Annotated in this window: 27 protein-coding genes; 16 read left to right on the plus strand and 11 right to left on the minus strand. The window is 75.4% G+C overall.

Features of this window, described 5'->3' with window-relative positions; genetic code table 11:
* Positions 1 to 87 precede the first annotated feature (87 nt).
* Positions 88 to 849 carry an MBL fold metallo-hydrolase gene (locus ABZ404_RS05555; protein ID WP_358836092.1) on the plus strand — a complete coding sequence of 254 codons (762 nt, stop codon included), beginning with the start codon at positions 88 to 90 and terminating at the stop codon, positions 847 to 849.
* 28 nt (positions 850 to 877) lie between these two features.
* Here ABZ404_RS05555 and ABZ404_RS05560 read toward each other — a convergent pair whose 3' ends face one another.
* On the minus strand, positions 878 to 2,395 hold the full coding sequence (locus ABZ404_RS05560; RefSeq protein WP_358990148.1) for a phosphatase PAP2 family protein: 1,518 nt from the start codon (positions 2,393 to 2,395) through the stop codon (positions 878 to 880).
* A gap of 74 nt (positions 2,396 to 2,469) precedes the next feature.
* Here ABZ404_RS05560 and ABZ404_RS05565 point away from each other — a divergent pair, with 74 nt between their 5' ends.
* Positions 2,470 to 3,060 (plus strand): TIGR03086 family metal-binding protein, encoded by a 591-nt coding sequence (locus tag ABZ404_RS05565; protein WP_358834377.1) that lies wholly within the window; start codon positions 2,470 to 2,472, stop codon positions 3,058 to 3,060.
* A gap of 7 nt (positions 3,061 to 3,067) precedes the next feature.
* Here ABZ404_RS05565 and ABZ404_RS05570 read toward each other — a convergent pair whose 3' ends face one another.
* Entirely contained in the window at positions 3,068 to 3,547 is a 480-nt protein-coding gene (locus ABZ404_RS05570) for a CBS domain-containing protein (RefSeq protein WP_358834378.1), read from the minus strand.
* 251 nt (positions 3,548 to 3,798) lie between these two features.
* Here ABZ404_RS05570 and ABZ404_RS05575 point away from each other — a divergent pair, with 251 nt between their 5' ends.
* Positions 3,799 to 4,632, plus strand: a complete 834-nt coding sequence (locus tag ABZ404_RS05575) for an RNA polymerase sigma factor SigF (protein ID WP_358834379.1) — start codon at positions 3,799 to 3,801, stop codon at positions 4,630 to 4,632.
* Here the strand turns inward: ABZ404_RS05575 and ABZ404_RS05580 are convergent.
* On the minus strand, positions 4,544 to 5,746 hold the full coding sequence (locus ABZ404_RS05580; RefSeq protein WP_358834380.1) for a PAS domain-containing protein: 1,203 nt from the start codon (positions 5,744 to 5,746) through the stop codon (positions 4,544 to 4,546). The genes ABZ404_RS05575 and ABZ404_RS05580 overlap by 89 nt on opposite strands.
* Before the next feature lie 71 nt (positions 5,747 to 5,817).
* On the opposite strand from ABZ404_RS05580, the gene ABZ404_RS05585 reads away from it, so the two are divergent.
* A complete protein-coding gene (locus ABZ404_RS05585; protein WP_358834381.1) occupies positions 5,818 to 6,525 on the plus strand; it encodes an ANTAR domain-containing protein in 708 nt (235 codons plus the stop codon).
* Between the two features lie 124 nt (positions 6,526 to 6,649).
* A complete protein-coding gene (locus tag ABZ404_RS05590) occupies positions 6,650 to 7,864 on the plus strand; it encodes an aminotransferase class I/II-fold pyridoxal phosphate-dependent enzyme (RefSeq protein ID WP_358834382.1) in 1,215 nt (404 codons plus the stop codon).
* 114 nt (positions 7,865 to 7,978) lie between these two features.
* Here the strand turns inward: ABZ404_RS05590 and ABZ404_RS05595 are convergent, their stop codons facing one another.
* Positions 7,979 to 8,635 carry a VTT domain-containing protein gene (locus tag ABZ404_RS05595; protein ID WP_358834396.1) on the minus strand — a complete coding sequence of 219 codons (657 nt, stop codon included), beginning with the start codon at positions 8,633 to 8,635 and terminating at the stop codon, positions 7,979 to 7,981.
* On the minus strand, positions 8,635 to 9,405 hold the full coding sequence (locus ABZ404_RS05600) for an MBL fold metallo-hydrolase (RefSeq protein WP_358834383.1): 771 nt from the start codon (positions 9,403 to 9,405) through the stop codon (positions 8,635 to 8,637). The genes ABZ404_RS05595 and ABZ404_RS05600 overlap by 1 nt, the downstream gene beginning before the upstream one ends.
* A 267-nt stretch (positions 9,406 to 9,672) precedes the next feature.
* On the opposite strand from ABZ404_RS05600, the gene ABZ404_RS05605 reads away from it, so the two are divergent.
* The 6 genes from ABZ404_RS05605 to ABZ404_RS05630 all read left to right on the plus strand — a co-directional run bounded on the left by ABZ404_RS05605 (position 9,673) and on the right by ABZ404_RS05630 (position 16,173).
* Positions 9,673 to 10,077 (plus strand): hypothetical protein, encoded by a 405-nt coding sequence (locus tag ABZ404_RS05605; RefSeq protein ID WP_358834384.1) that lies wholly within the window; start codon positions 9,673 to 9,675, stop codon positions 10,075 to 10,077.
* Between the two features lie 112 nt (positions 10,078 to 10,189).
* Entirely contained in the window at positions 10,190 to 12,316 is a 2,127-nt protein-coding gene (locus tag ABZ404_RS05610; protein ID WP_358834397.1) for a phage holin family protein, read from the plus strand.
* 66 nt (positions 12,317 to 12,382) lie between these two features.
* On the plus strand, positions 12,383 to 13,765 hold the full coding sequence (locus ABZ404_RS05615) for an amino acid permease (RefSeq protein ID WP_358834385.1): 1,383 nt from the start codon (positions 12,383 to 12,385) through the stop codon (positions 13,763 to 13,765).
* Positions 13,766 to 13,889: 124 nt separating this feature from the next.
* Complete coding sequence (locus ABZ404_RS05620) at positions 13,890 to 14,228, plus strand: hypothetical protein (protein ID WP_358834386.1); 339 nt, start codon at positions 13,890 to 13,892, stop codon at positions 14,226 to 14,228.
* A 62-nt stretch (positions 14,229 to 14,290) separates the two neighbouring features.
* Positions 14,291 to 14,437, plus strand: a complete 147-nt coding sequence (locus ABZ404_RS05625; protein WP_358834387.1) for a hypothetical protein — start codon at positions 14,291 to 14,293, stop codon at positions 14,435 to 14,437.
* 155 nt (positions 14,438 to 14,592) lie between these two features.
* Positions 14,593 to 16,173 carry an alpha/beta hydrolase gene (locus ABZ404_RS05630; protein WP_358834388.1) on the plus strand — a complete coding sequence of 527 codons (1,581 nt, stop codon included), beginning with the start codon at positions 14,593 to 14,595 and terminating at the stop codon, positions 16,171 to 16,173.
* A 24-nt stretch (positions 16,174 to 16,197) separates the two neighbouring features.
* Here ABZ404_RS05630 and ABZ404_RS05635 read toward each other — a convergent pair whose 3' ends face one another.
* Complete coding sequence (locus ABZ404_RS05635; RefSeq protein WP_358834389.1) at positions 16,198 to 17,286, minus strand: type III polyketide synthase; 1,089 nt, start codon at positions 17,284 to 17,286, stop codon at positions 16,198 to 16,200.
* A gap of 384 nt (positions 17,287 to 17,670) precedes the next feature.
* Here ABZ404_RS05635 and ABZ404_RS05640 point away from each other — a divergent pair, with 384 nt between their 5' ends.
* The gene (locus tag ABZ404_RS05640) at positions 17,671 to 18,057 is read left to right on the plus strand and encodes a nuclear transport factor 2 family protein (protein WP_358834398.1); all 387 of its coding nucleotides are present in this window, start codon (positions 17,671 to 17,673) and stop codon (positions 18,055 to 18,057) included.
* Here ABZ404_RS05640 and ABZ404_RS05645 read toward each other — a convergent pair.
* Positions 18,047 to 18,850 (minus strand): helix-turn-helix transcriptional regulator, encoded by an 804-nt coding sequence (locus ABZ404_RS05645; RefSeq protein WP_358834390.1) that lies wholly within the window; start codon positions 18,848 to 18,850, stop codon positions 18,047 to 18,049. The two genes, ABZ404_RS05640 and ABZ404_RS05645, sit on opposite strands and share 11 nt — an antisense overlap.
* A gap of 3 nt (positions 18,851 to 18,853) precedes the next feature.
* On the minus strand, positions 18,854 to 20,182 hold the full coding sequence (locus tag ABZ404_RS05650) for a glycosyltransferase 87 family protein (protein WP_358834399.1): 1,329 nt from the start codon (positions 20,180 to 20,182) through the stop codon (positions 18,854 to 18,856).
* Positions 20,183 to 20,405: 223 nt separating this feature from the next.
* Here ABZ404_RS05650 and ABZ404_RS05655 point away from each other — a divergent pair, with 223 nt between their 5' ends.
* Both ABZ404_RS05655 and ABZ404_RS05660 read left to right on the plus strand, forming a co-directional pair.
* Positions 20,406 to 21,566, plus strand: coding sequence for a molybdopterin-dependent oxidoreductase (locus ABZ404_RS05655; RefSeq protein ID WP_358834391.1), 1,161 nt, complete (start codon positions 20,406 to 20,408; stop codon positions 21,564 to 21,566).
* Positions 21,566 to 21,988 (plus strand): hypothetical protein, encoded by a 423-nt coding sequence (locus ABZ404_RS05660; protein ID WP_358834392.1) that lies wholly within the window; start codon positions 21,566 to 21,568, stop codon positions 21,986 to 21,988. Before ABZ404_RS05655 ends, ABZ404_RS05660 begins: the two co-directional genes overlap by 1 nt.
* Before the next feature lie 243 nt (positions 21,989 to 22,231).
* Here the strand turns inward: ABZ404_RS05660 and ABZ404_RS05665 are convergent, their stop codons facing one another.
* The 3 genes from ABZ404_RS05665 to ABZ404_RS05675 are packed head-to-tail and all read right to left on the minus strand — an operon-like array spanning position 22,232 to position 24,275.
* Positions 22,232 to 22,891, minus strand: coding sequence for a methyltransferase domain-containing protein (locus ABZ404_RS05665; RefSeq protein ID WP_358834393.1), 660 nt, complete (start codon positions 22,889 to 22,891; stop codon positions 22,232 to 22,234).
* Entirely contained in the window at positions 22,888 to 23,568 is a 681-nt protein-coding gene (locus ABZ404_RS05670; protein WP_358834394.1) for a TIGR04282 family arsenosugar biosynthesis glycosyltransferase, read from the minus strand. Before ABZ404_RS05670 ends, ABZ404_RS05665 begins: the two co-directional genes overlap by 4 nt.
* On the minus strand, positions 23,565 to 24,275 hold the full coding sequence (locus ABZ404_RS05675; protein WP_358990151.1) for a glycosyltransferase family 2 protein: 711 nt from the start codon (positions 24,273 to 24,275) through the stop codon (positions 23,565 to 23,567). Before ABZ404_RS05675 ends, ABZ404_RS05670 begins: the two co-directional genes overlap by 4 nt.
* Before the next feature lie 125 nt (positions 24,276 to 24,400).
* Between ABZ404_RS05675 and ABZ404_RS05680 the strand changes: the two genes are divergently transcribed.
* Positions 24,401 to 25,141, plus strand: coding sequence for a response regulator transcription factor (locus ABZ404_RS05680; protein ID WP_358835201.1), 741 nt, complete (start codon positions 24,401 to 24,403; stop codon positions 25,139 to 25,141).
* Between the two features lies 1 nt (position 25,142).
* A complete protein-coding gene (locus tag ABZ404_RS05685) occupies positions 25,143 to 26,255 on the plus strand; it encodes a HAMP domain-containing sensor histidine kinase (RefSeq protein ID WP_358835200.1) in 1,113 nt (370 codons plus the stop codon).
* Positions 26,256 to 26,373: the final 118 nt, after the last annotated feature.

A 26,373-nucleotide genomic window follows, 5' to 3' on the forward strand; every position in this document is an offset into this window, starting at 1 on the left:
CGGTCCGTACTACCGCCGGGGTGGAACACCCCGTAGCGTCGGGTGCGTTACCCCTGCCGAGCAAGGAAGATCACTTGGGAGGGCACCATGGGTGAGGTAGCGATCCGGTACGTGGGCGGCCCGACCGCCGTCGTGGAGATCTGCGGTTTCCGGCTGGTCACCGACCCGACCTTCGACGCGCCCGGCGACTATCCGATCGGACCGGGCCGCAAGCTCGTCAAGACGGCGGGACCGGCCGTCGAGGCCGGTGAGATGGGCGCCGTGGACGCGGTGCTGCTCTCGCACGACCAGCACCCCGACAACCTCGACGAGTCCGGCCGCGCCTATCTGGCCGGGGTGCCGCTCGTCCTGTCGACGCCCGCCGCCCACACCAGGCTCGGGAACGCCGTGACCGCGCTGCCCACCTGGCGGACGTACGAACTCGGTGAACGGCTGCGGATCACCGGAGTGCCCGCGCTCCACGGGCCCGACGGCGCCGAGGCGGTGACCGGCGAGGTCACCGGCTTCGTCCTGCACGGCGACGCGGTGCCGACCGTCTACATCAGCGGCGACAACGCCTCGCTGGACCACGTCCGCGCGATCGCCGGGCGCTTCGGGCCGGTCGACGTGGCCGTGCTCTTCGCCGGGGCGGCGCGCACCGCGCTCCTCGACGGCGCCCCACTGACCCTGACCAGCGAGGCCGCCGCCGAGGCCGCCCGGATCCTGGGCGCCCGCCATGTCGTGCCGCTCCACTTCGAGCACTGGGGCCACTTCAGCGAGGGCGCGGACTCCCTGACCGAGGCGTTCGCCGCCGCCGGGCTCGGCCAGCGGCTGCGGCTGCTCCAGCCCGGCGGGACGTTCACCGACTAGACGGCCGCGTCACCGCCCGGCCCGCGCCTCACGCGCGGACCGGCGGCCGGTACACCGTCAGCGCCTCGGGCAGCTTGTCGACCGTCAGCTCACCCTCTATGTGGGCGACCTCCCCGTCGTACGCCACCGGGGTGCGCGGCGCGAGGGCGCCGATGCGCAGTCGGCGCAGCCGCCGGGCCGCGTGGACGGGGGAGCGGCTGAGGGGTCCGGCGAGCGCGGCCGCCAGCAGCCGCAGTCCGGGCAGCCTGCCGCCGTGCACCACCCGCACGTCGAGCAGCCCGTCGGCCAGGTCGTAGCGGTGCGCGGGGGCCGGGCCGAGACGCTGGTAGATGCAGTTGCCCGCGAACAGCAGCCACAGCGCGTGCGGCTTGCCGTGCACCTCGGCCTCCAGCGGCCGCTCGCCGCGCAGCACCTCGAACGCCGCCAGCACCCCGGCCGGCCAGCCGCCGATCCGCGGCGACCAGCGCTCGCGCAGCCGCACCAGCTCCGGGTAGACGCCGAGGCTGAAGGTGTTGACGAAGTACCCGGCGGCCGTGCCGTCCGGGCCCGGCGTGAACCGGCCCAGGTCCACCTTGACCGCGTCGCCCGCCTCCAGCGCGCGTGCGGTGTCCTGGACCTCCTCGATGCCCAGGTCGTACGCGAAGTGGTTGAGGGTGCCGCCGGGGAACACCGCGAGCGGCACACCGTGCCGGGCGGCGGCCACCGCGGCCCGGTTCACCGTGCCGTCGCCGCCGCAGACCCCGAGCGCCCGGCCGCGCCGGGCCGCCTTGTCGAACGTCGCCTCAAGGTCCTCGGGCGCGCACTCGATCACCTCGGCCAGCGGCAGCGCGTCACGTACCGCGGAGGCCTTGGCGGCGGCCGTGCCGGAGCGCTCGTTGACCACCACCACCAGATGCTCGCCGCCGGGCAGCGCGGGCGCCTCCGTGTACGGCCGGCCGGGCGCGGGCAGCTGGCGCCGGGTGGGGACCAGGCCGCGGACGGCGAAGGCCGCGCCGACGCCGAGGGCCGCGCCCACCACGACGTCACCCGGATAGTGCACCCCGGTGTACACGCGGGAGGCGGCCACCGAGAAGGCGACCGGGGCCACCAGCGCGCCCCAGCCCAGCGACTCCAGGGCTACCCCGGTCGCGAAGGCCGCCGCCGAGGCGGAGTGGCCGGACGGGAAGGACGTGGTGATCGGCTGGCGCTTCAACTGCCGCACCAGCGGCACCAGCTCCAGTATCGGCCGGGGCCTCTGCACCGAGCGCTTGGCCACCGTGTTGACGGTCGCCGAGGCGAGCGCGAGCGAGGCCACCCCGCGCAGCGCCGCCCGCCGCGCCCGGGGCGAGCCGGTGGCCGCCATCGCGGCGGCGGCGCCGAACCAGAGCAGCCCGTGGTCGGCGGCCCGGCTCAGCCGCGGCAACACCGCGCGGGCCCCGGGCCAGTTGCGGCCGGCGGCCACCTGGAACAGCTCGCGGTCGCGGTCGCTGAGGCGGCGGGGCAGGCCGCCGGTCCAGAACGAACGCTCGACGGGGGGTGGCACGGACGGCTGGGACGGAAAAGACATGGACCATGGGTACCCGCCCGCGGACAGCGCAATCCGTGCTTGAGCCGTCGGCTCCCGTCGGACACAGTGGCCTCATGGATTCCCCAGCGTCCGCGGACCGCACCCGGCTCCTCGGCCTCCACCGCGAGGCCCTCGCCCTCTTCGGCTCCCACGTCCACGCCGTCCGGCCCGGGCAGTGGGACCTGCCCACGCCGTGCGCCGAGTGGACCGTGCGGGACCTCGTCAACCATCTGGCCGTCGAGCAGCTGTGGGTGCCGCCGCTGGTCGAACAGGGCCGCACCATCGCCGAGGTCGGGGACGCCTTCGACGGCGACGTCCTCGGCGAGGACCCGGCGGACGTCTGGGAGACCGTACGGGCCGCCGCGGAGGCCGCCTTCGCCGCGCCGGGCGCGCTGGAGGGCACGGTCGACCTCTCGTACGGCAGGACGCCCGCCGCCGCGTACTGCTCGCAGCTGACGGCGGACGCCGTGGTGCACTCCTGGGACCTGGCCCGGGCCATCGGCGCCGACGAGCGGCTGCCGGACGCGCTGGTGGACGCGGCGGGCCGGGAGTTCGGCGGCTACGCCGACCAGCTGCCGCCGAGCCTGTTCGCCGCGCCCGTGGCGGTGCCCGAGGGGGCCGACGCCCAGACGCGGCTGCTCGCGATGCTGGGCCGTACCGCCTGACGGCGGATCAGGGAAGGTGAGGGGGCCTCGGCCGGTCGTCCCAGCGGCCCTGGCGGGGCACCCGGGCGGGACGGGGCGCCGCCGCCGGGCCGCTCCGCGGCGGCGCCGGGCGGCAGTCCTGGTGCGCGGTGACGTCCCGCAGGCTCACCAGCCCCAGCGGCCGGCCGCCCTCCACCACCGGCAGCCGCCGCACGGCGTGCCGCCGCATCAGCCGCAGCGCCGTCGCCACCTCGTCGTCGGGGCGCACGCTCACCGAGGACCGGGTGCACACCGACTGGGCGCTGACCGCCAGCGGATCGACGCCCTCGGCCACCGCGCGCACCGCGATGTCCCGGTCGGTGAGCACCCCGATCAGCCGGTCGCCCCGGGCCACCAGCACGTCCCCGACGTCCTGGGCGCGCATCAGCCGGGCCGCCTCGACCAGTGAGGCGTCGGGCCGTACGGCCGCGACACCCGCCGTCATCACCTCACGGACGTACCGTGCCATCGCTGTCCGCCCTTCCTCCGTGCCGGATCGGTCCTGGCGCAGTACCCCCGCCCACGACGGCCATGCCCGAAATCCGGGGGGTTTGGAGTGCGAGACCCCGGGCAGGCGCACGTCGTGCTTCGGACCGGAGGCACGTCCGTGGGAGCGGCTGTCCGCTCCGGGCGTGCCCGTGCTCCGGCCGCGGCCCCCGGCACAGCCCCCTCCCAGCGGTGACCACCATCCGATTACACCGTCCCCAGGGAGCTGTCCGCATGCGTACGTACGCACCTGCCACAGCCAAGCACTCGCACGACGACGCGCCCGACACCGCCGACGCGTTCCTCCGTCTCGCCGCCCTGCCCCCCGGGCCCGAGCGGCACGCGCTGCGCCAGGAGCTCGTCCGTGCCTGGCTGCCGATGGCCGAGCGGCTGGCCGGCCGGTTCCGCAACCGCGGCGAGGCCCTCGACGACCTGCGCCAGGTCGCCGCCCTCGGTCTGGTCAAGGCCGTCGACCGCTACGACCCGGAGCGCGGCGCCGCGTTCGAGAGCTTCGCGGTGCCGACCATCACCGGCGAGCTCAAGCGCCACTTCCGCGACCACATGTGGACCCTGCACGTGCCGCGCCGGGTCCAGGACCTGCGCGGCCGGGTCCGCGCCGCCCGCCAGGAACTCATGCAGAGCGGGGGCTCGCCCAATCCCTCGGTGGCGGACATCGCCGCGCACACCGGGATGACCGAGGACGAGGTCAAGGCCGGTCTCGAAGCGCTGGACAGCTTCTCCGCGCTCTCCCTCGACGCCGAACTGCCGGGCACCGAGGACGGGTACAGCCTCAGCGACTCCCTGGGCGCGCCCGACCCGGCGCTCGACGTCGTCGTCGACCGCGAGTCGGTCAAGCCCGGGCTGCGCCGGCTGCCGCCGCGCGAGCGCCAGATCCTCTACATGCGCTTCTTCCGGGACATGACGCAGAGCAGCATCGCCGAGGACCTGGGCATCTCCCAGATGCACGTCTCCCGGCTGATCACCCGCTGCTGCACTCGGCTGCGGGATCAGGCCCTGCGGGAGCAGACTCCGGCCGCTCACCGCCCGGCGGAGCGGGACGCCGCATAGCCAGCGCCACATGGCGGGACATCACGTCCACCGCCTGCGCCTCCGCCATCGAGAACGGGCGGGCCGCACCCGTACGGAAGAGGGTGAGCACCCCCTGTACGGGGCCGGGCGCGCCGAGCGGTACGCACAGCAGCGACGTCACGTCCGCGCGGGCGAGGACCGCCGTGCCCGCCGCGTCGTGGCCGAACCCGTCGGTGTCCTCGGGCTGGAGCTGGAGCGCGGTCACCCCCGCCCGGGCGGCCTCGGCCACCAGCGGGGCGCGGGACGGGTCCTGCCCCGCGAGTGCCCGGCGCAGTCCGGCGTCCTCCTCGGCGGCCGGACCCAGCACGGCGACACGCCGCAGCCCGTCCTCCACCACATCGGCGATCACCCACTGGGCGAAGCGCCCGCAGAGCACCCGGGCAGCGGTCTCCAGCACCTCGGCGCCGTTCCCCGGCGGCAGCCGCAGCAGCGCCCCGGCCATCGTGTCCACCAGGTCCATCAGCCGGGCGTGCCGCGTCGACTCGGTGAGGTCGGGCACCTCGGGCACCGGGACGGTGGCAGGGGCGGGCGGTGACATCCCCGGCTGGAAGACGACCAGGACGGCCGGCTGCGGCTCGTCCGGCGGACGCAGCGCGGACAGCGTGACGAACAGCGGCTCCCCGGGCCGCTGCTGGAGGCGGACGGTCAGCCCCCGGTCGCCCTCGCCGCGGGCCACGGCCGCCGCCTGGGAGCGGAAGGCGGCGCGGTCGCCCGGCATCAGCAGGGCGGCCAGCGGCCGACCGGTCGCGTAACCGGCGCGGGCCCCGGTCAGACCGGTGGCCGCGAAGTTCAGCCTGCGCACCACCGTCTCGCGGTCGACGAGCGCCACCGGCAGCGGCAGCCGCTGGAACAGCGCCTTCAGCAGCAGCCGCTCCTGCCGGTCGGCCGGGGACCCGGCCGCACCCGCGGCGTCGGCGACGCACCGCTCGTAGCGGGGCCACAACTGGTCGGCCACATGCTGGAGTTCGAAGAGCGCGGCGTCGAGGAGGGTGAGCTGCTCCCCGGCGTCCTGGGAGCGCGCGGTGCGCAGCTCGCCCACCCGTCTGACGAAGTCCGCCAGTTCCTCGCCGAACTCGTCCACCGTCTGCGTCATAGCAGCAAGTTAGCCGCTGGCGCCGTTTCCTGGTCCCGGCGCGGGGAATGCGCGGTTCAGGAGGTTTTCCCATGTTCTCCGAGCCGGAACACCAACGACCGCACCCCGTCTCGCCCGTGGGCCGGCTCTCCCGGCTCGCCGAGCAGTCGGTGCGCTGCGCGCCCGCCTCCTGCGGCGCCGTCGCGACCCTCGCCGACAGCGGTCCCGAGCGCCGTGTCACCGCCACGCACCCCGACCTCGAACCGCTGGTGAGCGTCCAGTTGGAGTGCGGCGAGGGGCCCATCCCGACCGCGCTGGACGTCGGCGCCCCGGTGGACACCGGAGACCTGCTGACGGAGGAGCGCTGGCCGGGCTACCGCGCGGTCGCCCTGGAGTCGGGCGTACGGTCCTGTGTGACCCTTCCGTTCCGCCGCGGCGGCGTCGAGGTCACCCTCAGCCTTTACAGCTTCCGTCCTGGCGCGCTCGACGACGCCGTGAGCGGCCCGGTGAGCATCCTCGGCGAGGAGGCGACGGCCGGGATCGCGCGCGACCGCCGCTACCGCGCGGCGCTGGCCGAGGTGGAGCAGCTGGAGGCCGCGCTGCGCACCCGTCCGGTGATCGACCAGGCGAGCGGCATCGTGATGCACGTCCTGGGCTGCGACGCGCAGAAGGCCTTCGCGCTGCTGCGCACCCTCTCGCAGCACGCCAACCGCAAGCTGTCCGACGTCGCCGAGGGCGTGGTGCGGACCAAGGGCCGGGGTCTGGAGGACGAGCTCTCCGCCCTCACCCGCCTCTCCTGAACGGGCGCCGCCACCGGATCGGGAACGGCCGGGCGGGCATGAGGAGCGGCGCTGCGGAGCAAACCTCCGTATAAAGGGCTCAAGGGCCGAAACGGCGGACCGCACGGCGTGAAGGAGGCGGCGCATGCACGGGACGGTGGCGGAAGGCCGGGGACCCGTCCGGTACGGACCGCCCGCCCCCGGCACCGGGCTGCCCGTCCTGCCCCGGCTCGCCGAGGTGCTCGCGGAGGCCGCCGGGCGCACCCGGCCCGAGCCCCCGGGCGGCGGACCCGAACTGCGCGGCGCCGCCTGCGGCTACTGGCACCGGCGCGGACTGCGCTGCGACCCGGACCTGGTGGCCGCCGCGCCCGGCGCCCAGCCGCTCCTGTTCGCCCTGCTCGCCTCGTTCGGCGGCGACGTCCTGCTGCCCCGCCCCTGCCCGGCCTGGTGGACCCCGCAGGCCCGGCTGCTCGGGCGGCCCGCCTTCCACGTGCCGACCCCGGCGGAGTGCGGTGGCGTGCCCGATCCGTACGCCCTGCTGGAGACCGTGCGCCGGGTGCGCACCGAGGGCGGGCTGCCCCGGGTCCTGGTGCTCTCCGTCGCCGACGACCCGGCCGCGACGGTCGCGCCGCCCGAGACCGTACGGGAGGCGTGCGAGGCGGCCGTGGGGGAGGGGCTGCACATCATCAGCGACGAGACCTGGCGCGACACCCTGCACCGGCCGCACGAGACGGTCCTGTTCAGCCCCGCCGAGATGTGCCCCGACGACGTCACCGTCCTGTCGGACCTGTCCGGCGCGCTCACCCCCGCCGGGTGGCCCGCCGCCGTGGCCCGCTTCCCCGGCACCGAGCACGGCGCCCAGCGCCGGGCCCGCACCCTTGACGTCCTCACCGCGCTCGGCTCGGTGGTGGCGGGCCCGGTCGCGGAGGCCGCGGCGTACGCCCTGGGCGAGCCCGACCCGGTGGCGGTACGGATGCGCCGGGCCGCGGTCCTGCACGGCACCCTCGCCGCCGAGGCCCACCGCGCGGTCCTCGCCGCCGGGGCCTTCGCCCGGCCCCCGCAGGCGGGCCGCCACCTCTACGCCGACTTCGGCGGGCTGCGGAGCCGGCTGGCCGCGCGCGGGGTCACCGACTCGATGGAGCTGGAGGAGTACCTGACCGCCCGGCTCGGCGCCCCCGCCCCCGGCGGCCACCGCTTCGGCGACGAACTGGGCGCGCTGCGCGCCCGGCTCGCCACGGGACCGCTCCTCGGGGCGACCGAGGAGGAGGCCGCGCGAACCCTTGAGGCACCGGACCCGCTACGACTGCCGCACGTACGCCAGGCCCTGACCACGTTCGCGGAGGCCCTCGCCGGGCTGTGAGTACCCGGCTGCCCCGGGCGAGCGGCAGGTGCCGGTCAGGGGGCCCGGACCGGTGGTGGGCGGGCGGGACGCCGAACCGCATGGTTCCACGGCGCCCCTCCCGCCACCCGCCCGCTACTCGGGGTGCGGCGCCTCGGCCGGATCGGCGGGCGTGCCGTGCCTCGCCCTGCGCCACACCGCCGGGGCCGCGCCGATCAGTACCGTCAGCGCCACCGCCGCCACCACGCCCTGCCACGGCTCCGGGAAGAGCGAGCCGCCCAGGATGCCGATCAGGCCGTACGCACCGGCCCAGGCCACACACGCGGGAACGTCGCCGCGGATGAAGGTGCGCAGCGGCATCCCGCCCAGCAGGCACGCCAGCATCACCGGGATCCGGCCCGCCGGGACGAGCCGGGACAGGACCAGGACCGCCGCCCCGTGCCGGTTCAGCTTCTCCTCGGCCTGCGCCAGGCGGTCCGGGGCCGCCCGGTCCCGCAGCGCCGCCAGCCACCGCGACCCGCCGCGCGAGCGCACCCCGCGCCGCCCCAGCCAGTACAGGCCGACGTCCCCCAGGAACGCGGCCAGCGCGCCCACCCCGAAGACCAGCAGCAGTGAGAACCACGCCGTCTGGTGGAAGGCGACGACCGCCGCCGTCGACACCAGCGCCCCGGTCGGCACCACCGGCACCAGCGAGCCGAGGACCACCAGGATGAACAGGGACGGATAGCCGAGCGCCTGCTGGGTCGGCTCCGGCGGGACCTGGGCCGCCGCCCGCGCCAGGAACGCGGCGATCACCGGGTGGCCCCGGGCCGTACGCTCTCGCCGTGCGCCGGGCGGTGCACCGTCACCCCGGGCGCCAGCCGGGCCGCGTGGCGGACGAAGTCGTCGCCGGGCGCGTGGAACTCGTGCGGGCGCACCCCGTCGAGCCCGATCGGCCAGTACGTGCCGTAGTGCACCGGGACCGCCGCCCGCGCGTCGAGCCGTGCCAGGGCCTCGGCGGCCCGGCCCGCGTCCAGATGGCCCGGGCCCAGGAACGGACCCCAGCCGCCGACCGGCAGCAGCGCCACGTCCACCGGCCCGACCTCCTCGGCCATCGAGTCGAAGAGCCCGGTGTCCCCGGCGAAGTAGGTGCGGGCCCGGCCCTCGATGACGAAGCCGAGCGCGGGCGCCCGGTGCGGCCCGAACGGCAGCCGGCGCCCGTCGTGCCGTGCGCTCACCGCCCGTATCCGCAGCTCCCCCGCCTCGACGAGGTCTCCGGGCCGCACCTCGGTCAGCGGCAGCCCGAGCCGGCGCAGCCCCGGCACGGCCGCGACCGCGCCGTGCGGCACCACGAGCCGGGTCCCGGGGGCGAGCCGGGCGAGCGAGGGCAGGTGCAGATGGTCGGAGTGCAGATGCGAGACGAGGACGACGTCGGCGACGGCGGCGTCGGGCGGCGGCAGAGCCCCCTGCCGCCTGCGCAAATGGGCCAGCCGCCGGGCGAAGAGCGGGTCGGTGAGCACCCGCACGCCGGAGTCCTCGACCGTGCAGGTGGCATGACCCCACCAGGTGATCTCCACCGGCACCCGAAATCTCCTCCGCTCGAAAACCACCGTGCGCGCTGTTGTGTACGAGCCTATGTGTCGGGGGGCGCACCGGACGGGGCCCGGGGTACTCATAGGTCACGAAGGGAAGGCCCGGCATGATCATGCACTCGGAGCAGTGCCCGCGTTGCGGCGGGATACTCGCGGTCACCCAGGACGGCTGGAAGATCTGCCACTCATGCGGCTACTCCTCGCCGCCGTGAACCAGGAGTAGGGTCGGCACCACGACGAAGGGCATGGGGGTCGGTCATGGGTGACGTGCGAGTGGCGGCGATCGCCAGTCTGACCCCGCTGGAGGAACTCGACCTCGACCCCTTCCTGGTGGACACCCGCAGCCAGCACGACATGTGCGCGCGCTGGGCCGCCGACAAGGGATACGTCGTCACCCGGCAGCTGCTCTTCTACGGGCTGCGCCCCGACCACGAGGGCCTGTGGACGGACGTGGAGGCCGGCCAGGTGGACCTCTTCGTCGCGCCCAACGAGCGCGTCCTGGCGCGCGCGTTGACGTCCGTGCCGGACTTCTCCGCGGAGTGCGAGCGGCGCGGGGTGCGGCTGGAGACGGCCGGGCTCGTCGAACCGGACTACGACGCGGCCAAGAAGGCCCACATCCACCGCAGGCTCTCGATGCCCACCGCCGGCTACGACGGCTGCTGACGCCCACCCCGCCCAGCACGCTCCGCACCGCCGGTCCATCGCGTCGGCCACGACCCGCCCCTGTGACACGCTGGGGGTGAACGGGCCAGGCGGAGAGGCAGTGACGAGCGGCGTGAGTGCGGGGCGATGGCGGACGGCGGGCAGCGCCCTGGTGCGGGTGGTCGTGGTGTGGGCGGTGTCCACCCTCACGATGATGGCGCTCGCGGGGATCCTCCCCGACTTCCGGCTGAAGTCCGCGGGCGGCGACAGCATCACCCGCGTCGCGCTCACCGCGGTCTGGGGCGCGGGGGCGTTCGGTCTGCTCAGCGCCCTGGTGTGGCCGCTGGTGGTGCGGGCCTTCCTGCTGGTCCCGGCCCTGGTCCTGGGCCTGTTGGTGTTCTTCCTCAACGGCTCGCTGCTGCTGATCGCGCTGAGCCTGATCCCCAGCGGGCGCGGCGCGGCCCAGCCGGAGACCGCGGTGGTGGTGGCCGCGGTGATGTCGGCCGTCGCCTCGGCGACCTCCACCGCGCTGGCGGTCCGCGACGACAACGCCTACCGGCGCAGACTCTCGCGCCTGGCCGACCGGCGCCGCCGCAGACGCGGTGACGACCGGCCGGGCGAGGAGACGCCCGGCACGGTCTTCCTCCAGCTCGACGGCGTCGGCCACGACGTCCTGTGCCACGCGGTCGGCGCCGGTCTGATGCCGACGGTGGCCGGCTGGCTGGAGCGCACCCACCGGCTCACCCCGTGGCGCACCGACTGGTCCAGCCAGACCGGCGCCAGCCAGCTCGGCATCCTGCACGGCTCCACCTTCGACGTGCCCGCCTTCCGCTGGTACGAGAAGGAGACCGGCGAGCTGATGGTCTCCAACCGCCCGGCCTGCGCCGTCGAACTCCAGCGCCGCGCGGTGGAGCGCACCGGCGACGCCGGACTGCTCACCGTCGACGGCGCCAGCCGGGGCAACCTCTTCTCCGGCGGCGCCGACCAGCTCGCCCTGGTCCTGTCGATGGCGGCCCGGCGCGGCCCGCGCAACCGCTCCCGGGCGGGCTACTTCGCGTACTTCTCCGACCCGGCCAACGCCGTGCGCACCGCGCTCTCCTTCGTCGCCGAGGTCGGCCGGGAGATCGGCCAGTCCACCCGCGCCCGGCTGCGCGGCGAGACGCCGCGGGTGCGGCGCGGCGGGCTCTATCCGTTCATCCGGGCCTTCGCGACCGTCGTCGAGCGCGATGTGGTGGTCGCCGCGGTGATCGGCGACATGCTCGCCGGGCGCACCGCCGTCTACGCCGACCTGGTGGCGTACGACGAGGTGGCCCACCACTCCGGGCCGCGCGGCCGGGACGCCCGCAAGGTCCTGGAACGGCTCGACCGGTCCATCGCGCTGCTCGCCAAGGTGGCCGAGCACGCCCCGCGCGCGTACCGGATAGTGCTCCTGTCCGACCACGGGCAGAGCCCGGGGGAGACCTTCGCGGGTGCCTACGGACTGACCCTGAAGGACCTGGTCCGGGCCGGATGCGGGCTGCCCGTGCCGCGCGGCGCCGGGCGCACCAGGAGCGGCGCGGAGGCGCGGGACGCGGTGCGGGTCGCGCTGCACCGGCCGGTCGCGGGCAACGGGGAGCCGGGCCCCGCCTCCGACCCGGTCGTGCTCGCCTCCGGCAACCTCGGCCTCGTCTCCTTCCCCGGCACCGCGGGGCGGCTCAGCCGCGAGGAGATCGACCGGCGCCACCCCGCGCTCCTGCGCACCCTCGCCGGCCACCCCGGCATCGGGTTCCTGCTGGTGCGCAGCGAGGAGCACGGCGCCGTGGTCATCGGCGGGGCGGACGCGGACCGCCTCCAGGAGGTGCCGATCGGTGAACTGCGGGACGGCAGCGGCCCGCTGACCGGGTTCGGGCCGGGCGCCGCCGAGGCCGTGCGGCGCACCGACACCTTCCCGCACACCGCCGACATCATGATCAATTCCATGTACGACCCGGTCACCGGCGAGGTGCACGCCTTCGAGGAGCAGATCGGTTCGCACGGCGGGCTCGGCGGCGAGCAGGCGCACGCCTTCCTGCTGTGGCCGCGGGTGCTGTCGGCGCCGGTCGCCGACGGGGACCTGCTGGTGGGCGCCGAGCAGGTGCACCGGGTGCTGCGGCGGTGGCTGCGCGAGTGCATGGGGCCGCAGGTGCCGGTTTCGGCCGGCCCGCAGATTCCGCGGCCCGAGGCAGAAGCGGAAGGACCTTTTCCGGTTGAGGGGGCGGCCGTACGGGACAAATCCGCGTGATTTTGAGCAGGGCCCTCCGTACCCGACCATGAACGGGTTTTGGCACGGAGAGAGGCGCACCACCCCATGACCACGCAGGACACCCAGAGCAGGCATGCCCGGCAGTTCGGATTGCCGGTGGCGACCGCCCTGGTCATGGGCAACATCATCGGCGGCGGCATCTTCCTGCTGCCCGCGTCCGTCGCCCCCTTCGGCACCATCAGCCTGCTCGCCTTCGCGGTCCTGACCGTCGGCGCGATCGCGCTGGCCCTGGTCTTCGGACGCCTGGCCCAGCGGCTGCCGCGGACCGGCGGCCCGTACGTCTACGCGCGCGAGGCGTTCGGCGACTTCGCGGGCTTCCTCGCGGCCTGGTCGTACTGGATCACCACCTGGGTCTCCAACGCGGCGCTCGCCGTGGCGGCCGTCGGCTACCTCGACGTGCTGGTCCCCCTGCACGGCGACAAGGCGGCCACCATCGCGGCGGCCCTGGCCCTCCAGTGGCTCCCCGCGCTCGCCAACCTCGCGGGCACCCGGTACGTGGGCGCGGTCCAACTGGTCTCCACCGTCCTGAAGTTCGCGCCCCTGCTGCTGGTGGCGGTCGGCGGGCTCTTCTTCTTCGACCCGGCCAACCTCGGCCCCCTCCAGGCCGACGACCACAGCGCGATGGGCGCCGTCTCCGCCTCCGCGGCGATCCTGCTCTTCAGCTACCTCGGCGTCGAATCGGCCGCCGTCAGCGCGGGCGAGGTCCGCGACCCGCGCCGCAACGTCGGCCGCGCCACCATCCTCGGCACCCTCGGCGCCGCCCTGATCTACCTCCTGGGCACCCTCGCGGTCTTCGGCACCGTGCCCCACGACCGCCTGGTGACCTCCACCGCCCCCTTCACCGACTCCGTGAACGCCATGTTCGGCGGCGCCTGGGGCGGCACCGCGGTCGCCGTCGCAGCCCTGGTGTCCATGGTCGGCGCCCTCAACGGCTGGACCCTGCTGAGCGCCCAGACCCCGTACGCCGCCGCCCGCGACGGACTGTTCCCGCAGGCCTTCGCGCGAAAGAACCGGGGCGTGCCCACCGTGGGCGTCCTGGTCACGGTCGTCCTCGCCTCGTCGCTGACCGTCTACAACTACACGGCCGGCTCGAAGGGCGTCTTCGAGATGCTGGTCCTGGTCACCACCTTCACGGCGACCGTTCCCTATCTGCTGTCCACGGCCGCCCAGATCTACTTCCTCGCCTCCGGCCGCGCCGACCGCGTCCACCGCGGCCGGCTCGTCCGCGACGGCCTGCTCGCCGCGCTCGCCGCCGCCTTCTCCCTCTGGCTGGTCGCCGGCTCCGGCTACCAGGCGGTCTACCAGGGCGTGCTGTTCCTCTTCGCGGGCGTGCTGGTGTACGCCGTCCTCGCCGCCCGCAAGCAGGCCGCCCGCCAGGACGCGGCGGAGCTGCCCGAGCAGGTGGTACGGGAGGGTGTCCGGGCATGACCGGGAGGCTCGCCCGACTGGCGCGCCGGTCCGACGAGTTCACGGGCTGACGGACATTCACCCGGGAGAGGGGATCTCGCCCGGATCCGAGCAGGTCACGGTCGTTCGCGGGCAGGGTTGTGGCATGCCGCCCGCTCTCCCCGCCACCCTGCGCCGCACCCTCGTGGTGCTGCTCGTGGTGGCCGCGCTGCTCGGGGCGGCGCCGGGGGCGGAGGCGGCGGGGCCGCCCGTGGACCGGGCGGCCTCCTCCTCGATGGTGCCGGGCCCGGTGGGCGAGGAGCAGCCCGACGAGGCCGCTCCCGCGCCCCGGGCGGCGGCCCGCCCGAGCCGCCCGGCGCCGGACACCCGCTCCGCGCCGGCGGCCCCCCGGCCCGCCGGATCCGGGCGGTCCGCGGCGGCCCGGGGCGGTCCCGGCCGGTTTGCCTCCCCCGACGGGGTGCGCTGTGTGGTGCTGCGCTGCTGAGCGTTCCGTGCGGAACGACCCAGCGGTACGTCAACTCACCAGCACAGCGAGGTGGTTCAGCCATGCCCATCGACCCCTTCGCGGCGCTCAACGCGATGCTGCGCGCCGAGGCCGCCCGGATCCGACCGGCCACCGCGACCCCCGAACCCGAGGACCCCGAACCCCGCGAGGAGCCGCGCCGACCTCCGGCCGACCCGCACGGCGAGTAGCCGGGACCCCCACGGCAGGGCGGTGGCCCGTTCCTGGCCACCGCCCTGGTGACCTGCTGTTCTCACGGAGCGTGACGACAGTGGGTGGTTCGTCGTGCGGTACTCCGTTCGGCGGCTTACGTTTGCTCCGGGAACACCCGACCGAGAGGTCTGCCATGCGCGGAGGTACGACAGCGGGCGCGGCCGGTGCGGCGATGGCGCTGCTCGCCCTGGCGGTCCCGGCCGCGGCGGACGGCGCCCAGCCCGATCTGAGCCGCTTCTACTCCCAGCGCCTGGTCTGGGGCGGCTGCACGGTCAAGGACGCCCCCAAGGGCATGGAGTGCGCCGAGCTGACCGTGCCCATCGACTACGCCCGGCCCGAGGACGGCACCATCGCCCTGGCGGTGGCCCGGGTGCGGGCGGCCGAGTCGGGCGAGGGCCCGACCGGCACGGGCACCGGGGCGGCCCCGGCCCGCGCCGGCGCCCCCAAGGGGTCGCTGGTGCTGAACTTCGGCGGCCCGGGGGAGTCCGGCCTCAAGGGGCTCGGCGACTTCATGGCCGACACCGCGCGCCTGGCGCCCGCCTACGACCTGGTGACCTTCGACCCGCGCGGGGTGGGCCGCAGCGCCCCCGTCCGCTGCGGCGCCGAGGCCGAGGAGGTCATCGAGGGCTCCTCCGGCAGCGTTCCGGCCGATGACGCCGAGGGGCGGGCCCAGCTCGTCGAGGAGCTGCGGGCGGTGGCCGAGGGGTGCCGCAGGACCACCGGCAAGCTCCTGCCGTACGTCGGCACCATCAACGCCTCGCGCGACCTGGACGTCCTGCGCCGGGCGCTCGGCGACCGGAAGCTGAACTACTTCGGCATCTCCTACGGCACCCGGCTCGGCGCGGTCTACGCGGCGCAGTTCCCCCGGCGCACCGGCCGGATGGTCCTGGACGCCGTGGACTCGCTGACGGCCGACGCCGCCCGGTCCGCGTTCGCCCAGGCCACGGCCTTCCAGAAGGCTCTGGACACCTTCCTGTCGGACTGCGCCGCCCGGGGCGCCCGCTGCCCGCTCGGGGCGAGCACCGCCCGGGCGGCCGGCACCCTGGACGCGACCGTCGCCCGGCTGGAGCGCGCCGGCGCCAAAACCGCCTCCGGCGCCGACTTCACCTCCGCCGACCTGCGGACCGCCCTCACCGACGCGCTCTACGCCGAGCAGCTGTGGCCGACGCTCGCGCGGGGCATCGCGGCCCTCCACGACAAGGGCGACCCGGCGCTCCTGGAGGAGATCACCCGGCAGTTCGCGGGGAAGGACACCCGGAGCGGCCGCACCGAGGACGACAACAGCCGCGAGGCGCTCCTCGCCGTCAACTGCGCCGACGACCCGGTGCGCGCCAAGGACCCGGCCGCGGAACTCGCCTCACTGGAGGCGAGGTTCGCCAAGGCCAGCCCCATGTTCGGCCCCGAGCAGGCGGGCGCGGCGATCTCCTGCACGGGCTGGCCCGCCGGTACGGACTTCATCCGCTCGATCCACCGCACCGGCGCGCCGCCCGCCCTGCTCATCGGCACCAGGGGCGACCCCGCCACCCCCTACCCGTGGGCGGCGGAGACGGCCCGGCGCCTCGGCAAGGGCGTGGTCCTCACCTACGAGGGCGAGGGGCACGGCGGCTACACCGCCTCGCAGTGCGTCCGGGACGCGGCGGACGCCTTCCTGCTCGACGGCGTCCTGCCCGCCGCGGGGACGTCCTGCGCCCGCGAGACGCCCCCGCAGCGCTGAGGCGGGCTCTGGGCGCGGCGGGTCTCAGGTGCTCATCGCCGCCGCCATCGCCGCCGGGACGGGGGCCGCCGCGACCCAGCGCCCGATCGCCGTCTCGGCCGTGATGCCGGGACCGAAACCCGCGATGAGGCCGCCCGCCCCGTCGGCGGCGCCCCCCTCGTCGAAGAGCCGGGCCAGCGCGTCGAAGACCACGGAGCTGGCGATATTGCCGCGCTCGGTGAGGGTGGCCCGGCTGAAGCGGAACATCTCCGGCGGCAGCTCCAGGAAGTGGCACAGGTCGTCCAGGATGCGCGGGCCGCCCGCGTGCACGATGAAGAAGTCCATGTCCGGGATGGCCCAACTGTGCTGGGCGACCAGCGCCTTGAGCGCGGGAGCGAGCATCTCCATGGTGCCGGGGACGCGCTTGTCGAGCAGGAAGTGGAACCCGGTGTCACGCACCGCGTACGAGATCCAGTCCTCGGTGTTGGGCACCAGGTGCGAGCCGTTGCGTTCGATCCGTACGCCCGTGCCGCCCTCGCCGCGCACCACGGCCGCGGAGATCGCGTCGCCGAACAGACCGTTGGAGAGCAGCGAGCCGACGCCGATGTCGGTCGGCTGGTAGCAGAGCGAGCAGAACTCGCAGGACACGATCAGTACGTTGGCCCGCGGATAGGCGGTGCAGAAGTCGTGCGCGCGGTTGATCGCGGCGCCGCCCGCGGCACAGCCGAGCTGGGCGATCGGCAGCTGCCGGGTCTCGGTCCTGAATCCCATGGTGTTGATCAGCCAGGCGGTCAGCGACGGCATCATGAAGCCGGTGCAGGAGACGTAGACGATCAGGTCGATCTCCTGCGGCTCGACCTCGGCGTTGGCCAGCGCCTGCCGGACGACGCCGGGCACCCGGGCCTTGGCCTCCGACTCGTACAGCAGGTTGCGCTCCTCGAAGCCGGGGTGGCGCAGGGTGTCCTCGATGGGCTGCACGAGGTGGCGGGTGAGGACCCCGGTGTTCTGGATGAGGCGCAGGACGAGGTCCCGCTGAGGGTGGTCGGCGTGGGTCTCACGGGCAAGGGCGAGCGTCTCCTCCTGCGTGATCACATGGTCGGGTACGGCTACTGAGGGGCGGCACAGGGTGGCCATGGAACTTCCTTGTCTCCTGCCGGGCGGACGCCTGCGGTTTCCACGCGGGTGCTCCAGGGGTGTGCGGACGTGTGCCTGTGACGTATCCCCGAGCGTGATCATGGGCATGTCCTCGAAGGGGGCATTTAACCGATTAGAGGGATATTGCGGACCGGGTAGGTCACTCGGGTGACGGGCCCCCGGGACGGGCCCGCGACGACCCGGGGCGGACGGGCTCGGACGCCCCCACCCGGACCGCGTCCGGACCGCATTACCTGGGCGGTAATCGACCCCCGCCACCCCCGCCCGGCAAGGTGGAGCCATCGGGTCCCGGGCGGCGCACTCCGGCCGGGGCCCGGCTTCCACCCCGGTACCTGTCTTCCCGACCCACTTCCACGGAGGCTGATTCCCTTGTCCGAGAACCGCTACGAGACCGCCGTCGCCCGCTACTTCGAGGCGTGGAACGCCACCGGCTCGGCCGAGGAGCTGGCCAAGGCCGTCGAGGCCGCCTGGAGCGAGGGTGGCGGCTACACCGACCCGCTGTCCGACGTCACCGGCCACGAGGCCATAGCGGCGGTCATCGGCGGCACCCACGCCCAGTTCCCCGGTTACGTCTTCCGTCTGGAGGGCACGGTCGACGGGCACCACGACGTGGCCCGGTTCCGCTGGGAGCTGGTGTCGGCCGCGGACGGGTCCGCGCCGGTCGCCGGATCCGATGTGGTCACCCTCGCCGGGGACGGCCGGATCGCCACCGTCGCGGGCTTCCTCGACCGCGTACCGCCTACGGCGTGAGCGACCGGAGGTACGCGAACGTCTCCGGGTCGGCCGGCAGGAACGTCTCGATGGCCAGCTCGGAGACGGTCACGTCCATCGGCGTGTTGAACGTGGCGATCGTCGACAGGAACGACAGGACCGTGCCCCGGTGTTCGATGCGCAGCGGCAGCGCGAAGGGGCAGTCGGCGCGCTCGGAGGTGTCCTCTTCCGCCGCCTCCGGAACCGGGTGCGCCGCGACCTCCTCGTACAGCTCGCGCAGCGCGTCCGAGCGCAGGAGCGCGATCTGACGCTCCATCTGCTCCAGCAGGTGTCCGCGCCACTGGCGGAGGTTGCGGATGCGCGGCGCCAGGCCCTGCGGGTGCAGGGTCAGGCGCATCGCGTTGAGCGGCGGGACGAGCAGCCGCTCCGGCACGCCTTCGAGGAGCATCGCGATGCCCCGGTTCGCCGCCAGGACCGTGTACGTGCCGTCGACTATCAGCGCCGGGAACGGCTCGTACCCCCGCAGCAGGCGCTCCATGCCGTCGCGCAGGGCGCCCATGGAAGGATCCTCCAGGGACGTCTCGGTGAACCGCGGGGCGTAACCCGCCGCCAGGAGCAGGGCGTTGCGCTCGCGGACCGGCACCTCCAGGTGCTCCGCGAGGCGCAGGACCATCTCCTGGCTCGGGCGCGACCTGCCCGTCTCCACGAAGCTGATGTGCCGCGCCGAGGAGTCGGCGCGCAGGGCGAGCTCCAGCTGGCTGATCCTGCGCTGCTCGCGCCAGCCGCGCAGCAGCGGCCCTACTCCCGTGTCGGTCGCGGCAGTTGTCGTCATGGATCAGACACTAACCCGCGCCACTGACAGCGACCGGCGCCGCACCCCCCACCCGGCCAGCGCGACCGCCGCGGCCACCGCGTACGCGCTCGTCCTGACGGTGTCGAAGGAGTCCGGCACGGCCCGCGCGGTCACATAGCAGACGGCTCCCGCCGCGGCGACCACCAGCCACTCCCAGCGGCCGTCCAGGGCCACCAGCGCGACGAGCAGCAGCGCGTACCAGGAGTAGCCCGGGGTCATCAGGCAGAACGCCCAGCCCAGCACCAACAGGGCGCCCGACCAGGGGCGTTCGGGATCGCCCCGGCGCAGTACGTACAGGACGACGAGCGCCATGACGAGGAGCGCCGCGGGCAGCGCCCAGGCGTCCGGGACCACCAGCCGCAGCAGTCCGTACCGGCTGCGGGCGGACGCGTCGTCGTACCCCTCCTCCTTGGCGTACCCGCCCAGATAGCCGAAGACCGAGGCGTCCGAGACCAGGACGTACGGCAGATAGGAGAGCGCCACGCACAGCGCCGCCGGGACGAGCACGGCCGCCGCGCGCCGCCAGTCGGGGCGGCGCCCCTCGAGCACGCCCGCGAGGGCGCCCGGCAGCACCACGGCGGGCAGCATCTTCGCCGCGATCCCGGCGCCGATCAGGACTCCGCCGGCCGCTTGGCGGCGCGCCGCGACCGCGCCGAGCCCCGCCACGGCCAAGAGCACCGCCAGCACGTCCACATGCGCGTTGTTCACCGCCTCGACCGGCACCGCGGGGCACCACGCCCAGTACGCCGCACGCGCCGGGTCGGCGCCGCGCCGCCGCAGGACGAGCAGCAGCACACCCGTGGTGGCCACCGCCAGCACGGCGCCACCCATCTGCAACGGCTTGTGGCGCGCCGCCGAGGGGGACAGGCCGTGGACACCGAGGAAGTACGCCTCCGCCACCGGGGGGTAGATCGTGTGCACCCTGGGGCGGTTGAGGCGGGTGCAGCGGTCCGGCTCGCCGAACCGGGCCCGGTCCGGACCCTCGCACCCGGCGCCCCGGGGGAACAGCCAGTCGTCGCGCAGCGAAGCCAGCTCCGGGTCGGCGGGGGCGTGGTCGTAGGGCGAGATCCCCGCCGCCTGCACCCGGCCGTCCCAGGCATAGCGGAACATGTCCGTGCTGGTGGTCGGCGGCGCCGCCAGACCCGTCGCCGCGACCAGCACCCCGCCCGCCAGGACCAGGCCCGCACGGTGGCGCGCCGGGACCCGCCGCAGCGACCATGCGGCCGCCGCGAACAGCAGCCAGCAGGCCAGATACCACCAGGAGAGCGTACTGGGGCGGACGGGGCGGCCGCCCTCGACGGACGTGCACACGAGCACGGCGGTCAGCGCGGCCAGCAGCACGGCGGCCGGGGCCGAGCGGCGCAGCGCCCCGGGCGCGGCGGGCGGGGCGTACGGGGCGGCGGCGGTTCGCGGAGCGATCACCCGACCACATTCGCAGGCCGACGGGCGCCCGGACGGCCCAACGCACCACGCGTCCGGGAACCGTAAGGTGTCAGGCGCCCTGTTCAGGGCGGTCAGGGGATGTCATGGGGACATGAGGCCACGACTTCCGTTCCCCCCGCCGCCGTCCACGCTGCTGCCGTCGTTCCGGGGCGCGCTGCACGACAGGCGCACCACGACGGCGATCGGCCGGCTGCTCGGCGCGGCCGTGCTCGTCTGCATGGTCACCGGGGTGCTCAGCCACTACCTCCAGCACCCGCCGGGCTGGCTGGCGAACGAGCTGCCCGCCCGCCCCGGCTGGGGCTACCGGCTGACCCAGGGCCTGCACGTGGGGGTGGGCATCGCCGCGATCCCGCTGCTCTTCGGCAAGCTGTGGACCGTCTACCCGAAGCTGTTCGTGTGGCCGGCGTTCACCGGCGTACGGCACGCTCTGGAGCGGCTCTCGGTCGCGGTGCTCGTCGCGGGCGCGATGTTCGAGCTGCTGACCGGGCTGCTCAACACCGTGCAGTGGTACCCCTGGCCGTTCAGCTTCGTCCCCGTGCACTTCGCGGTCGCCTGGCTGCTGACCGGTGCGCTGCTGCTGCACCTGGCCGTCAAGTGGCCGGACATCAGGGCGTACTGGTGGCGGCGCTCGCCCGCCACGCGCGCGCTGCCGGGCGAGCCGGAGAACGCGCTCGACCGGCGCTCGCTCCTCACCGGTCTGGCGGTCGCGGTCGGCGCGGTGACCGTCACCACGGTCGGCCAGTCCGTGACCCCGCTCAAGTCCCTCGACCTCCTGGCACCGCGCCACCCCGACCACGGCCCGCTGGGCCTGCCCGTCAACCGCACGGCGGCGGCGGCCGGGACGACCCGGGTCGACACGGCGGCCTGGCGGCTGACGGTGGCGGGGCCGCGCCCGTACGAGCTGAGCCTCGACGAGCTGGCCGCGCTGCCGCAGTACGAAGTCGAGCTGCCCATCGCCTGCGTGGAGGGGTGGAGCAAGAACGCGCACTGGACCGGCGTACGGATCAGGGACCTGATGGAGCGGGCCGGGGCGCCCGGGGCCGCGCTGCGGGTCGTCTCGCTCGAACGGCACGGCGCCTACCGGGTGATGGACATGGGCCGCACCTACGCGCGCGACCCGCTCACCCTCCTCGCGCTCCGGCTCAACGGACAGGTGCTCACCCCCGACCACGGCTATCCGGCCCGGATCATCGCCCCCAACCGGCCCGGCGTGCTCCAGACCAAGTGGGTCTCGCGACTGGAGGTGCGGTGATGGCGGGGCGGTACGCGGTGGGCGCGCTCGGGCTCGCGCTGATGGGGCTCGGCGTGTCGCTGGTGTGGGCGCAGGGGGCGTGGGACGTGGCGGTGTGGCTGGCCGGGGCGGTCGTGCTGCACGACGGGTTCGTCGCGCCGCTGGTGCTGCTCGTCGGCCTGGGCGTGGTGGCGGCCCGGCCCCGGGTGCGCGGCCCGCTGCGGGCGGCCCTGGTGACCGGCGGCTGCCTCACGGCGATCGCCCTGCCGGACATCCTGCGGCCGGGCCCGGTGAACAACGCGACGGTGCTGCCGCTGGACTACGTCCGCAACTGGCTGGTGCTGCTGGCGGTGGTCGCGGTCGCGGGGGCGCTGGTGGCGGCCGGACAAAGCCTGTGGCGCGGGCGCCGCGCAAAGCCCCCGGCTTCCCCGCCCGGCCCCTGACGGGCGTCGCCGCCCCGCCTCCTGGCTTCCCCGTGCGGGTCCTGCGTGCGCCACCCCCCGCCTCCGGGTTCCCCGTGCCGGCCCTGACGGTCGCCGTCGCCCCGCCTCCTGGCTTCCCCGTGCGGGTCCTACGTGCGCCGCCCCCCGCCTCCGGGTTCCCGGTGCCGGCCCTGACGGACCGTCGCCGCCCCGCCTCCGTACCCTCCCGCGTGGGCCACGGAGGTGAGGGGCCCGGCCCCGCGTTCATAGCCGGCGCAGTACGAGGAACGGGCGTCCGGCCGCCGTCCACCGCTCGGCCGGGTGCCAGCCGGTTCTCTCCGCGTACCGCAGCAGGGCGGCGGTGCCCAGGCGCGACCAGGGGAAGGCCACCCCGAAGGCGCCGCGCCCGTCGGCCACCCGTACCTCGACGTGCTCGTCCACGTCGAGGGGCGCCGCCTCCACGATCAACTGCCCGCCCGTGTCCACCAGCCGGGCCGTGCGCGCGAGCAGCGCCGCCGGGTCGCCGCCGATGCCGATGTTGCCGTCGAGCAGCAGCGCGGTGTGCCAGCGGCCCTCGCCCGGCAGCGGGTCGAAGACCGACCGGCACAGGGCGCTGCCGCCCGAGCGCCGGGTGCGGCGCACCGCCTCGGGGCTGACGTCGACGCCGAGCGCGGCCGTACCGAGCGCGGCCAGCGCCACCACCAGGCGCCCGGGCCCGCACCCGATGTCGAGCACGGCGCCCCGGCACCGCCGCAGCACGGTGAGGTCGGCCGGGTCCGGCGCCGCGCACCACCGTTCCACCTCCAGCGGCAGCAGCCACCCGTCCCTGCGGTGCAGGAACAGCGGCCCGCGCCCGCTGCGCAGGGCGTCGGTGTACGGATCGGCCCGCCAGGCGAGCGCGGCGGGCACGGTCGTCGCGGTCATCGCGCGGGGCCCCGCCGCCCCGCCCCGGCGGCCGTCGCCAGGGCGCCGCCCCGGCACGCGGCCACCGCCCGCCCGAACCGGCCGTCGGGGACGAGCGCCGCCACCTCCGCCGCGTCGGCCGCCGTGTCCACGTCCCGCAGCGGCGCCAGCTCGCGCACGGTGAGTCCCGCGTCGTCCAGCCGCCGCCGCTGGACCGCGCCCGTCTCGGGCACGGACATGGGCACCCCGCGCAGCAGGGACGGATCGGGGGCGGTCAGGCCCAGCGCCCAGAAACCGCCGTCGGCCGCCGGGCCGAACCACGCCTCGCCGGGCGCCCAGCCGGCCAGGGCGGGCGCCAGCAGGGCCGGGCTCAGCTGCGGGGTGTCCATGCCGACGAGCAGGGCCGGGCCGGAGTCGAGCGCGAACGCCGCCGCCAGCCGCTCGTCCAGGCCGCCCGCGCCCTGCGGGACGACCTCGATGCCCGGCGGCAGCCACGGCCCCGGCGCCCCGTCCAGGACCAGGATCCGGCGCCGGGCCGGTGCGGCGAGCACCGCGTCCAGCGTGTCGGCGAGCGCGGCCCCGGCGATGCGGGCGGCCTGCTCGGGCGAGTACGGCGGGGTCAGCCGGGTCTTGACCCGGCCCGGCACCGGCGCCTTGGCGATCACCAGCAGGGCGACCGGCGCGCCCTGCGCCGTCACCGGGTGTCCGCGGTCGTGGCGGGCCGCGGCGGGGCGGGCGGCAGCGCGAGCACCGCGCGCATGTCCCGTACGGCCTGCCAGGTGCCCCGCCAGGTGCCCGTCACCTTCGATCTGCCGGTGCGCGGCAGATACGGCACGTCGTGCTCGCGCACCCGCCACCCGGCGTCCGCCGCGCGCACCACCGTCTCCAGCGGATAGCCGCTGCGCCGGTCCGCGACGCCGAGGGCGAGCAGCGGCACCCGCCGGGCCGCCCGCAGCGGGCCCAGATCGTGCAGCCGCAGCCCGGTGCGGCGGCGCAGCATCCGGGACAGGGCCAGGTTCCCGGCCCGCGCGTGCGGCGGCCACGCCCCGCGCGCGGTGGGCCTGCGGCGCCCGAGGACGAGGTCGGCGTCCCCGGCGGCCACCTCCCGTACGAAGGGCGCCAGCAGCCCGGGGTCGAGCGAGCCGTCGCAGTCGCAGAAGCAGACGTACTCGGCGCGCGCCGCGAGCAGGCCCGCGTGGCAGGCCGCGCCGAAACCGCGCCGGGCCTCGCGCACCACGGTCGCGCCGAGCGCGCGGGCCAGCTCCGCCGAGCCGTCCGTCGAGCCGTTGTCGACGACGACGGCCCGCCACCCCTCGGGAATCCGGGCCAGCACCCAGGGCAGCGCCTCGGCCTCGTCGAGGCAGGGCAGTACGACGTCCACCGTCGTGGGAATCGAGTCGGTCACGCCTCTCACGGTACGAAGCCGCGGCGGACAAATCGGGACTTCGGGTTCTTACGAAACAGGGACATCGCCCCGCGTCCGCCATCCGGGTGGCGACGGCGGCGCCCGCCGGGTGCGACGCTGTGGCCATGCACAGTGACCGGTCCCGCATCCTCGTCGTCGACGACGACCCGACCGTGGCCGAGGTGGTCACCGGATACCTGGAACGCGCCGGGTACGAGGTCGAGCACGTCGGCGACGGCCCCGCCGCCCTGCGCGCGGCCGGTGCGCGCCGGCCCGACCTCGTCGTCCTCGACCTGATGCTGCCGGGCATGGACGGTCTGGAGGTCTGCCGCGTGCTGCGCGGCGCGGGGCCCGTACCGGTCATCATGCTCACCGCGCGCGGCGACGAGGACGACCGCGTGCTGGGCCTGGAGATCGGCGCGGACGACTACGTCACCAAGCCGTTCAGCCCCCGCGAGCTGGTGCTGCGCGTCGACTCGGTGCTGCGCCGCGCCCGCGCCGCCGGCGTCCGGCCGGGGCCGCCGGTGCGGCGGGCGGGCATCGTCCTGGACCCGGCCGCCCGCCGCGCCGTCAAGGGGGAGACCGAACTCGCCCTGACGCTGCGGGAGTTCGACCTCCTGGCCTATCTGATGAGCCACCCCGGTGAGGCCGTCACCCGCGAACGGCTGATGCACGACGTGTGGGGCTGGGAGTTCGGCGACCTGTCCACCGTCACCGTCCATGTGCGGCGGCTGCGCGGCAAGGTCGAGGACGACCCCGCCAAGCCGCGGCTCATCCAGACGGTGTGGGGCGTCGGATACCGCTTCGAGGAACCGGACGACGGCGCCGGGCCGCGCCACGTCCGGCACGCGGGGGAGGAGGTCTGAGATGAAGGACGTCCTGCTCATCGCCGTGTACGCGTTCCTCGGCGCCGCCGCCGCGGGCCTGCTCGGGGCGCTCGCGCTGCGCCTGCTGCGCCACCGCTCGGTGACCGCCTCGCTCGCCGTGGTGGCCGCCGTCGCGGTCAGCGCCATGCTCGCCGGGACCCTCGCGGTGGCCTGGGAGATGTTCCTGTCCTCCCACGACCTGAAGGTCGTCACCCTGGTCATCGCGATGGCCGCGGCCGTCTCGCTCGCCACCGCGCTGGTCCTGGGCCGCCGGGTCGTCACCAGCAGCCACCAACTGGCCCTGGCCACCCGCTCGTTCGGCGAGGGCGGCAGCTTCGCCGCGCCCGAGGGACCGGCCACCGCGGAACTCGCCGCGCTCAGCCGTGAACTGGCCGCCACCAGCGCCCGCCTCTCCGCCTCCCGTGAGCGCGAACGCGCCCTGGAGACCTCCCGCCGCGAACTCGTCGCCTGGATCTCGCACGACCTGCGCACCCCCCTCGCGGGGCTGCGCGCGATGGCCGAGGCGCTGGAGGACGGCATGGCCAAGGACCCCGAGCGCTATTTCCGGCAGATCCGGACCGAGGTCGAGCGCCTCAACGGCATGGTGGGCGACCTCTTCGAGCTGTCCCGCATCCATGCCGGGGCCCTCGCCCTCAACCCGGCCCGGATGTCCGTCCACGACCTGGTGGGGGACGCGCTGGCGGGCGCCGACCCGCTCGCCCGCGAACACGGCGTCCGGCTCGTCGGCGACCGTGTCGAGCCGGTCCCGGTGGAGGTGGACGGCAAGGAGATGACCCGGGTCCTGGCCAACCTGCTGGTCAACGCGATCCGGCACACCCCGGCCGACGGCACGGTCGCGGTCGCCGCCGAGGCACGCGCCGAGTCGGTGGTGCTGTCGGTGACGGACGGCTGCGGCGGCATCCCCGACGACGACCTGACCCGCGTCTTCGACACCGGCTGGCGCGGCACCGAGGCGCGCACCCCGCCGGGCGGCGCGGGCCTGGGCCTCGCCATCGTGCGGGGCATCGTGGAGGCCCACGCGGGCAGCGCCGCCGTCCACAACGTGCACGGCGGCTGCCGCTTCGAGCTGATCCTCCCGGCGGCCCCTTCCTGACGGGCCCCGCGTTCCGGCGGTCCCTTCCTGACGGGCCCCGCGTTCCGGCGGTCCCTTCCTGACGGGCCCCGCGTTCCGGCGGTCCCTTCCTGACGGCCCCCGCGTTCCGGCGGTCCCT

The organism is Streptomyces sp. NPDC005878, from assembly GCF_040629815.1.
Taxonomy (GTDB): domain Bacteria; phylum Actinomycetota; class Actinomycetes; order Streptomycetales; family Streptomycetaceae; genus Streptomyces.

Excerpts from the sequence above, each read along its gene's own strand:
- ABZ404_RS05555 (WP_358836092.1), top strand. The coding sequence starts at position 88 with ATGGGTGAGGTAGCGATCCGGTACGTGGGCGGCCCGACCGCCGTCGTG.
- ABZ404_RS05560 (WP_358990148.1), bottom strand. The coding sequence starts at position 2,395 with ATGTCTTTTCCGTCCCAGCCGTCCGTGCCACCCCCCGTCGAGCGTTCG.
- ABZ404_RS05565 (WP_358834377.1), top strand. The coding sequence starts at position 2,470 with ATGGATTCCCCAGCGTCCGCGGACCGCACCCGGCTCCTCGGCCTCCAC.
- ABZ404_RS05570 (WP_358834378.1), bottom strand. The coding sequence starts at position 3,547 with ATGGCACGGTACGTCCGTGAGGTGATGACGGCGGGTGTCGCGGCCGTA.
- ABZ404_RS05575 (WP_358834379.1), top strand. The coding sequence starts at position 3,799 with ATGCGTACGTACGCACCTGCCACAGCCAAGCACTCGCACGACGACGCG.
- ABZ404_RS05580 (WP_358834380.1), bottom strand. The coding sequence starts at position 5,746 with ATGACGCAGACGGTGGACGAGTTCGGCGAGGAACTGGCGGACTTCGTC.
- ABZ404_RS05585 (WP_358834381.1), top strand. The coding sequence starts at position 5,818 with ATGTTCTCCGAGCCGGAACACCAACGACCGCACCCCGTCTCGCCCGTG.
- ABZ404_RS05590 (WP_358834382.1), top strand. The coding sequence starts at position 6,650 with ATGCACGGGACGGTGGCGGAAGGCCGGGGACCCGTCCGGTACGGACCG.
- ABZ404_RS05605 (WP_358834384.1), top strand. The coding sequence starts at position 9,673 with ATGGGTGACGTGCGAGTGGCGGCGATCGCCAGTCTGACCCCGCTGGAG.
- ABZ404_RS05615 (WP_358834385.1), top strand. The coding sequence starts at position 12,383 with ATGACCACGCAGGACACCCAGAGCAGGCATGCCCGGCAGTTCGGATTG.
- ABZ404_RS05620 (WP_358834386.1), top strand. The coding sequence starts at position 13,890 with ATGCCGCCCGCTCTCCCCGCCACCCTGCGCCGCACCCTCGTGGTGCTG.
- ABZ404_RS05625 (WP_358834387.1), top strand. The coding sequence starts at position 14,291 with ATGCCCATCGACCCCTTCGCGGCGCTCAACGCGATGCTGCGCGCCGAG.
- ABZ404_RS05630 (WP_358834388.1), top strand. The coding sequence starts at position 14,593 with ATGCGCGGAGGTACGACAGCGGGCGCGGCCGGTGCGGCGATGGCGCTG.
- ABZ404_RS05635 (WP_358834389.1), bottom strand. The coding sequence starts at position 17,286 with ATGGCCACCCTGTGCCGCCCCTCAGTAGCCGTACCCGACCATGTGATC.
- ABZ404_RS05645 (WP_358834390.1), bottom strand. The coding sequence starts at position 18,850 with ATGACGACAACTGCCGCGACCGACACGGGAGTAGGGCCGCTGCTGCGC.
- ABZ404_RS05655 (WP_358834391.1), top strand. The coding sequence starts at position 20,406 with ATGAGGCCACGACTTCCGTTCCCCCCGCCGCCGTCCACGCTGCTGCCG.
- ABZ404_RS05660 (WP_358834392.1), top strand. The coding sequence starts at position 21,566 with ATGGCGGGGCGGTACGCGGTGGGCGCGCTCGGGCTCGCGCTGATGGGG.
- ABZ404_RS05665 (WP_358834393.1), bottom strand. The coding sequence starts at position 22,891 with ATGACCGCGACGACCGTGCCCGCCGCGCTCGCCTGGCGGGCCGATCCG.
- ABZ404_RS05680 (WP_358835201.1), top strand. The coding sequence starts at position 24,401 with ATGCACAGTGACCGGTCCCGCATCCTCGTCGTCGACGACGACCCGACC.
- ABZ404_RS05685 (WP_358835200.1), top strand. The coding sequence starts at position 25,143 with ATGAAGGACGTCCTGCTCATCGCCGTGTACGCGTTCCTCGGCGCCGCC.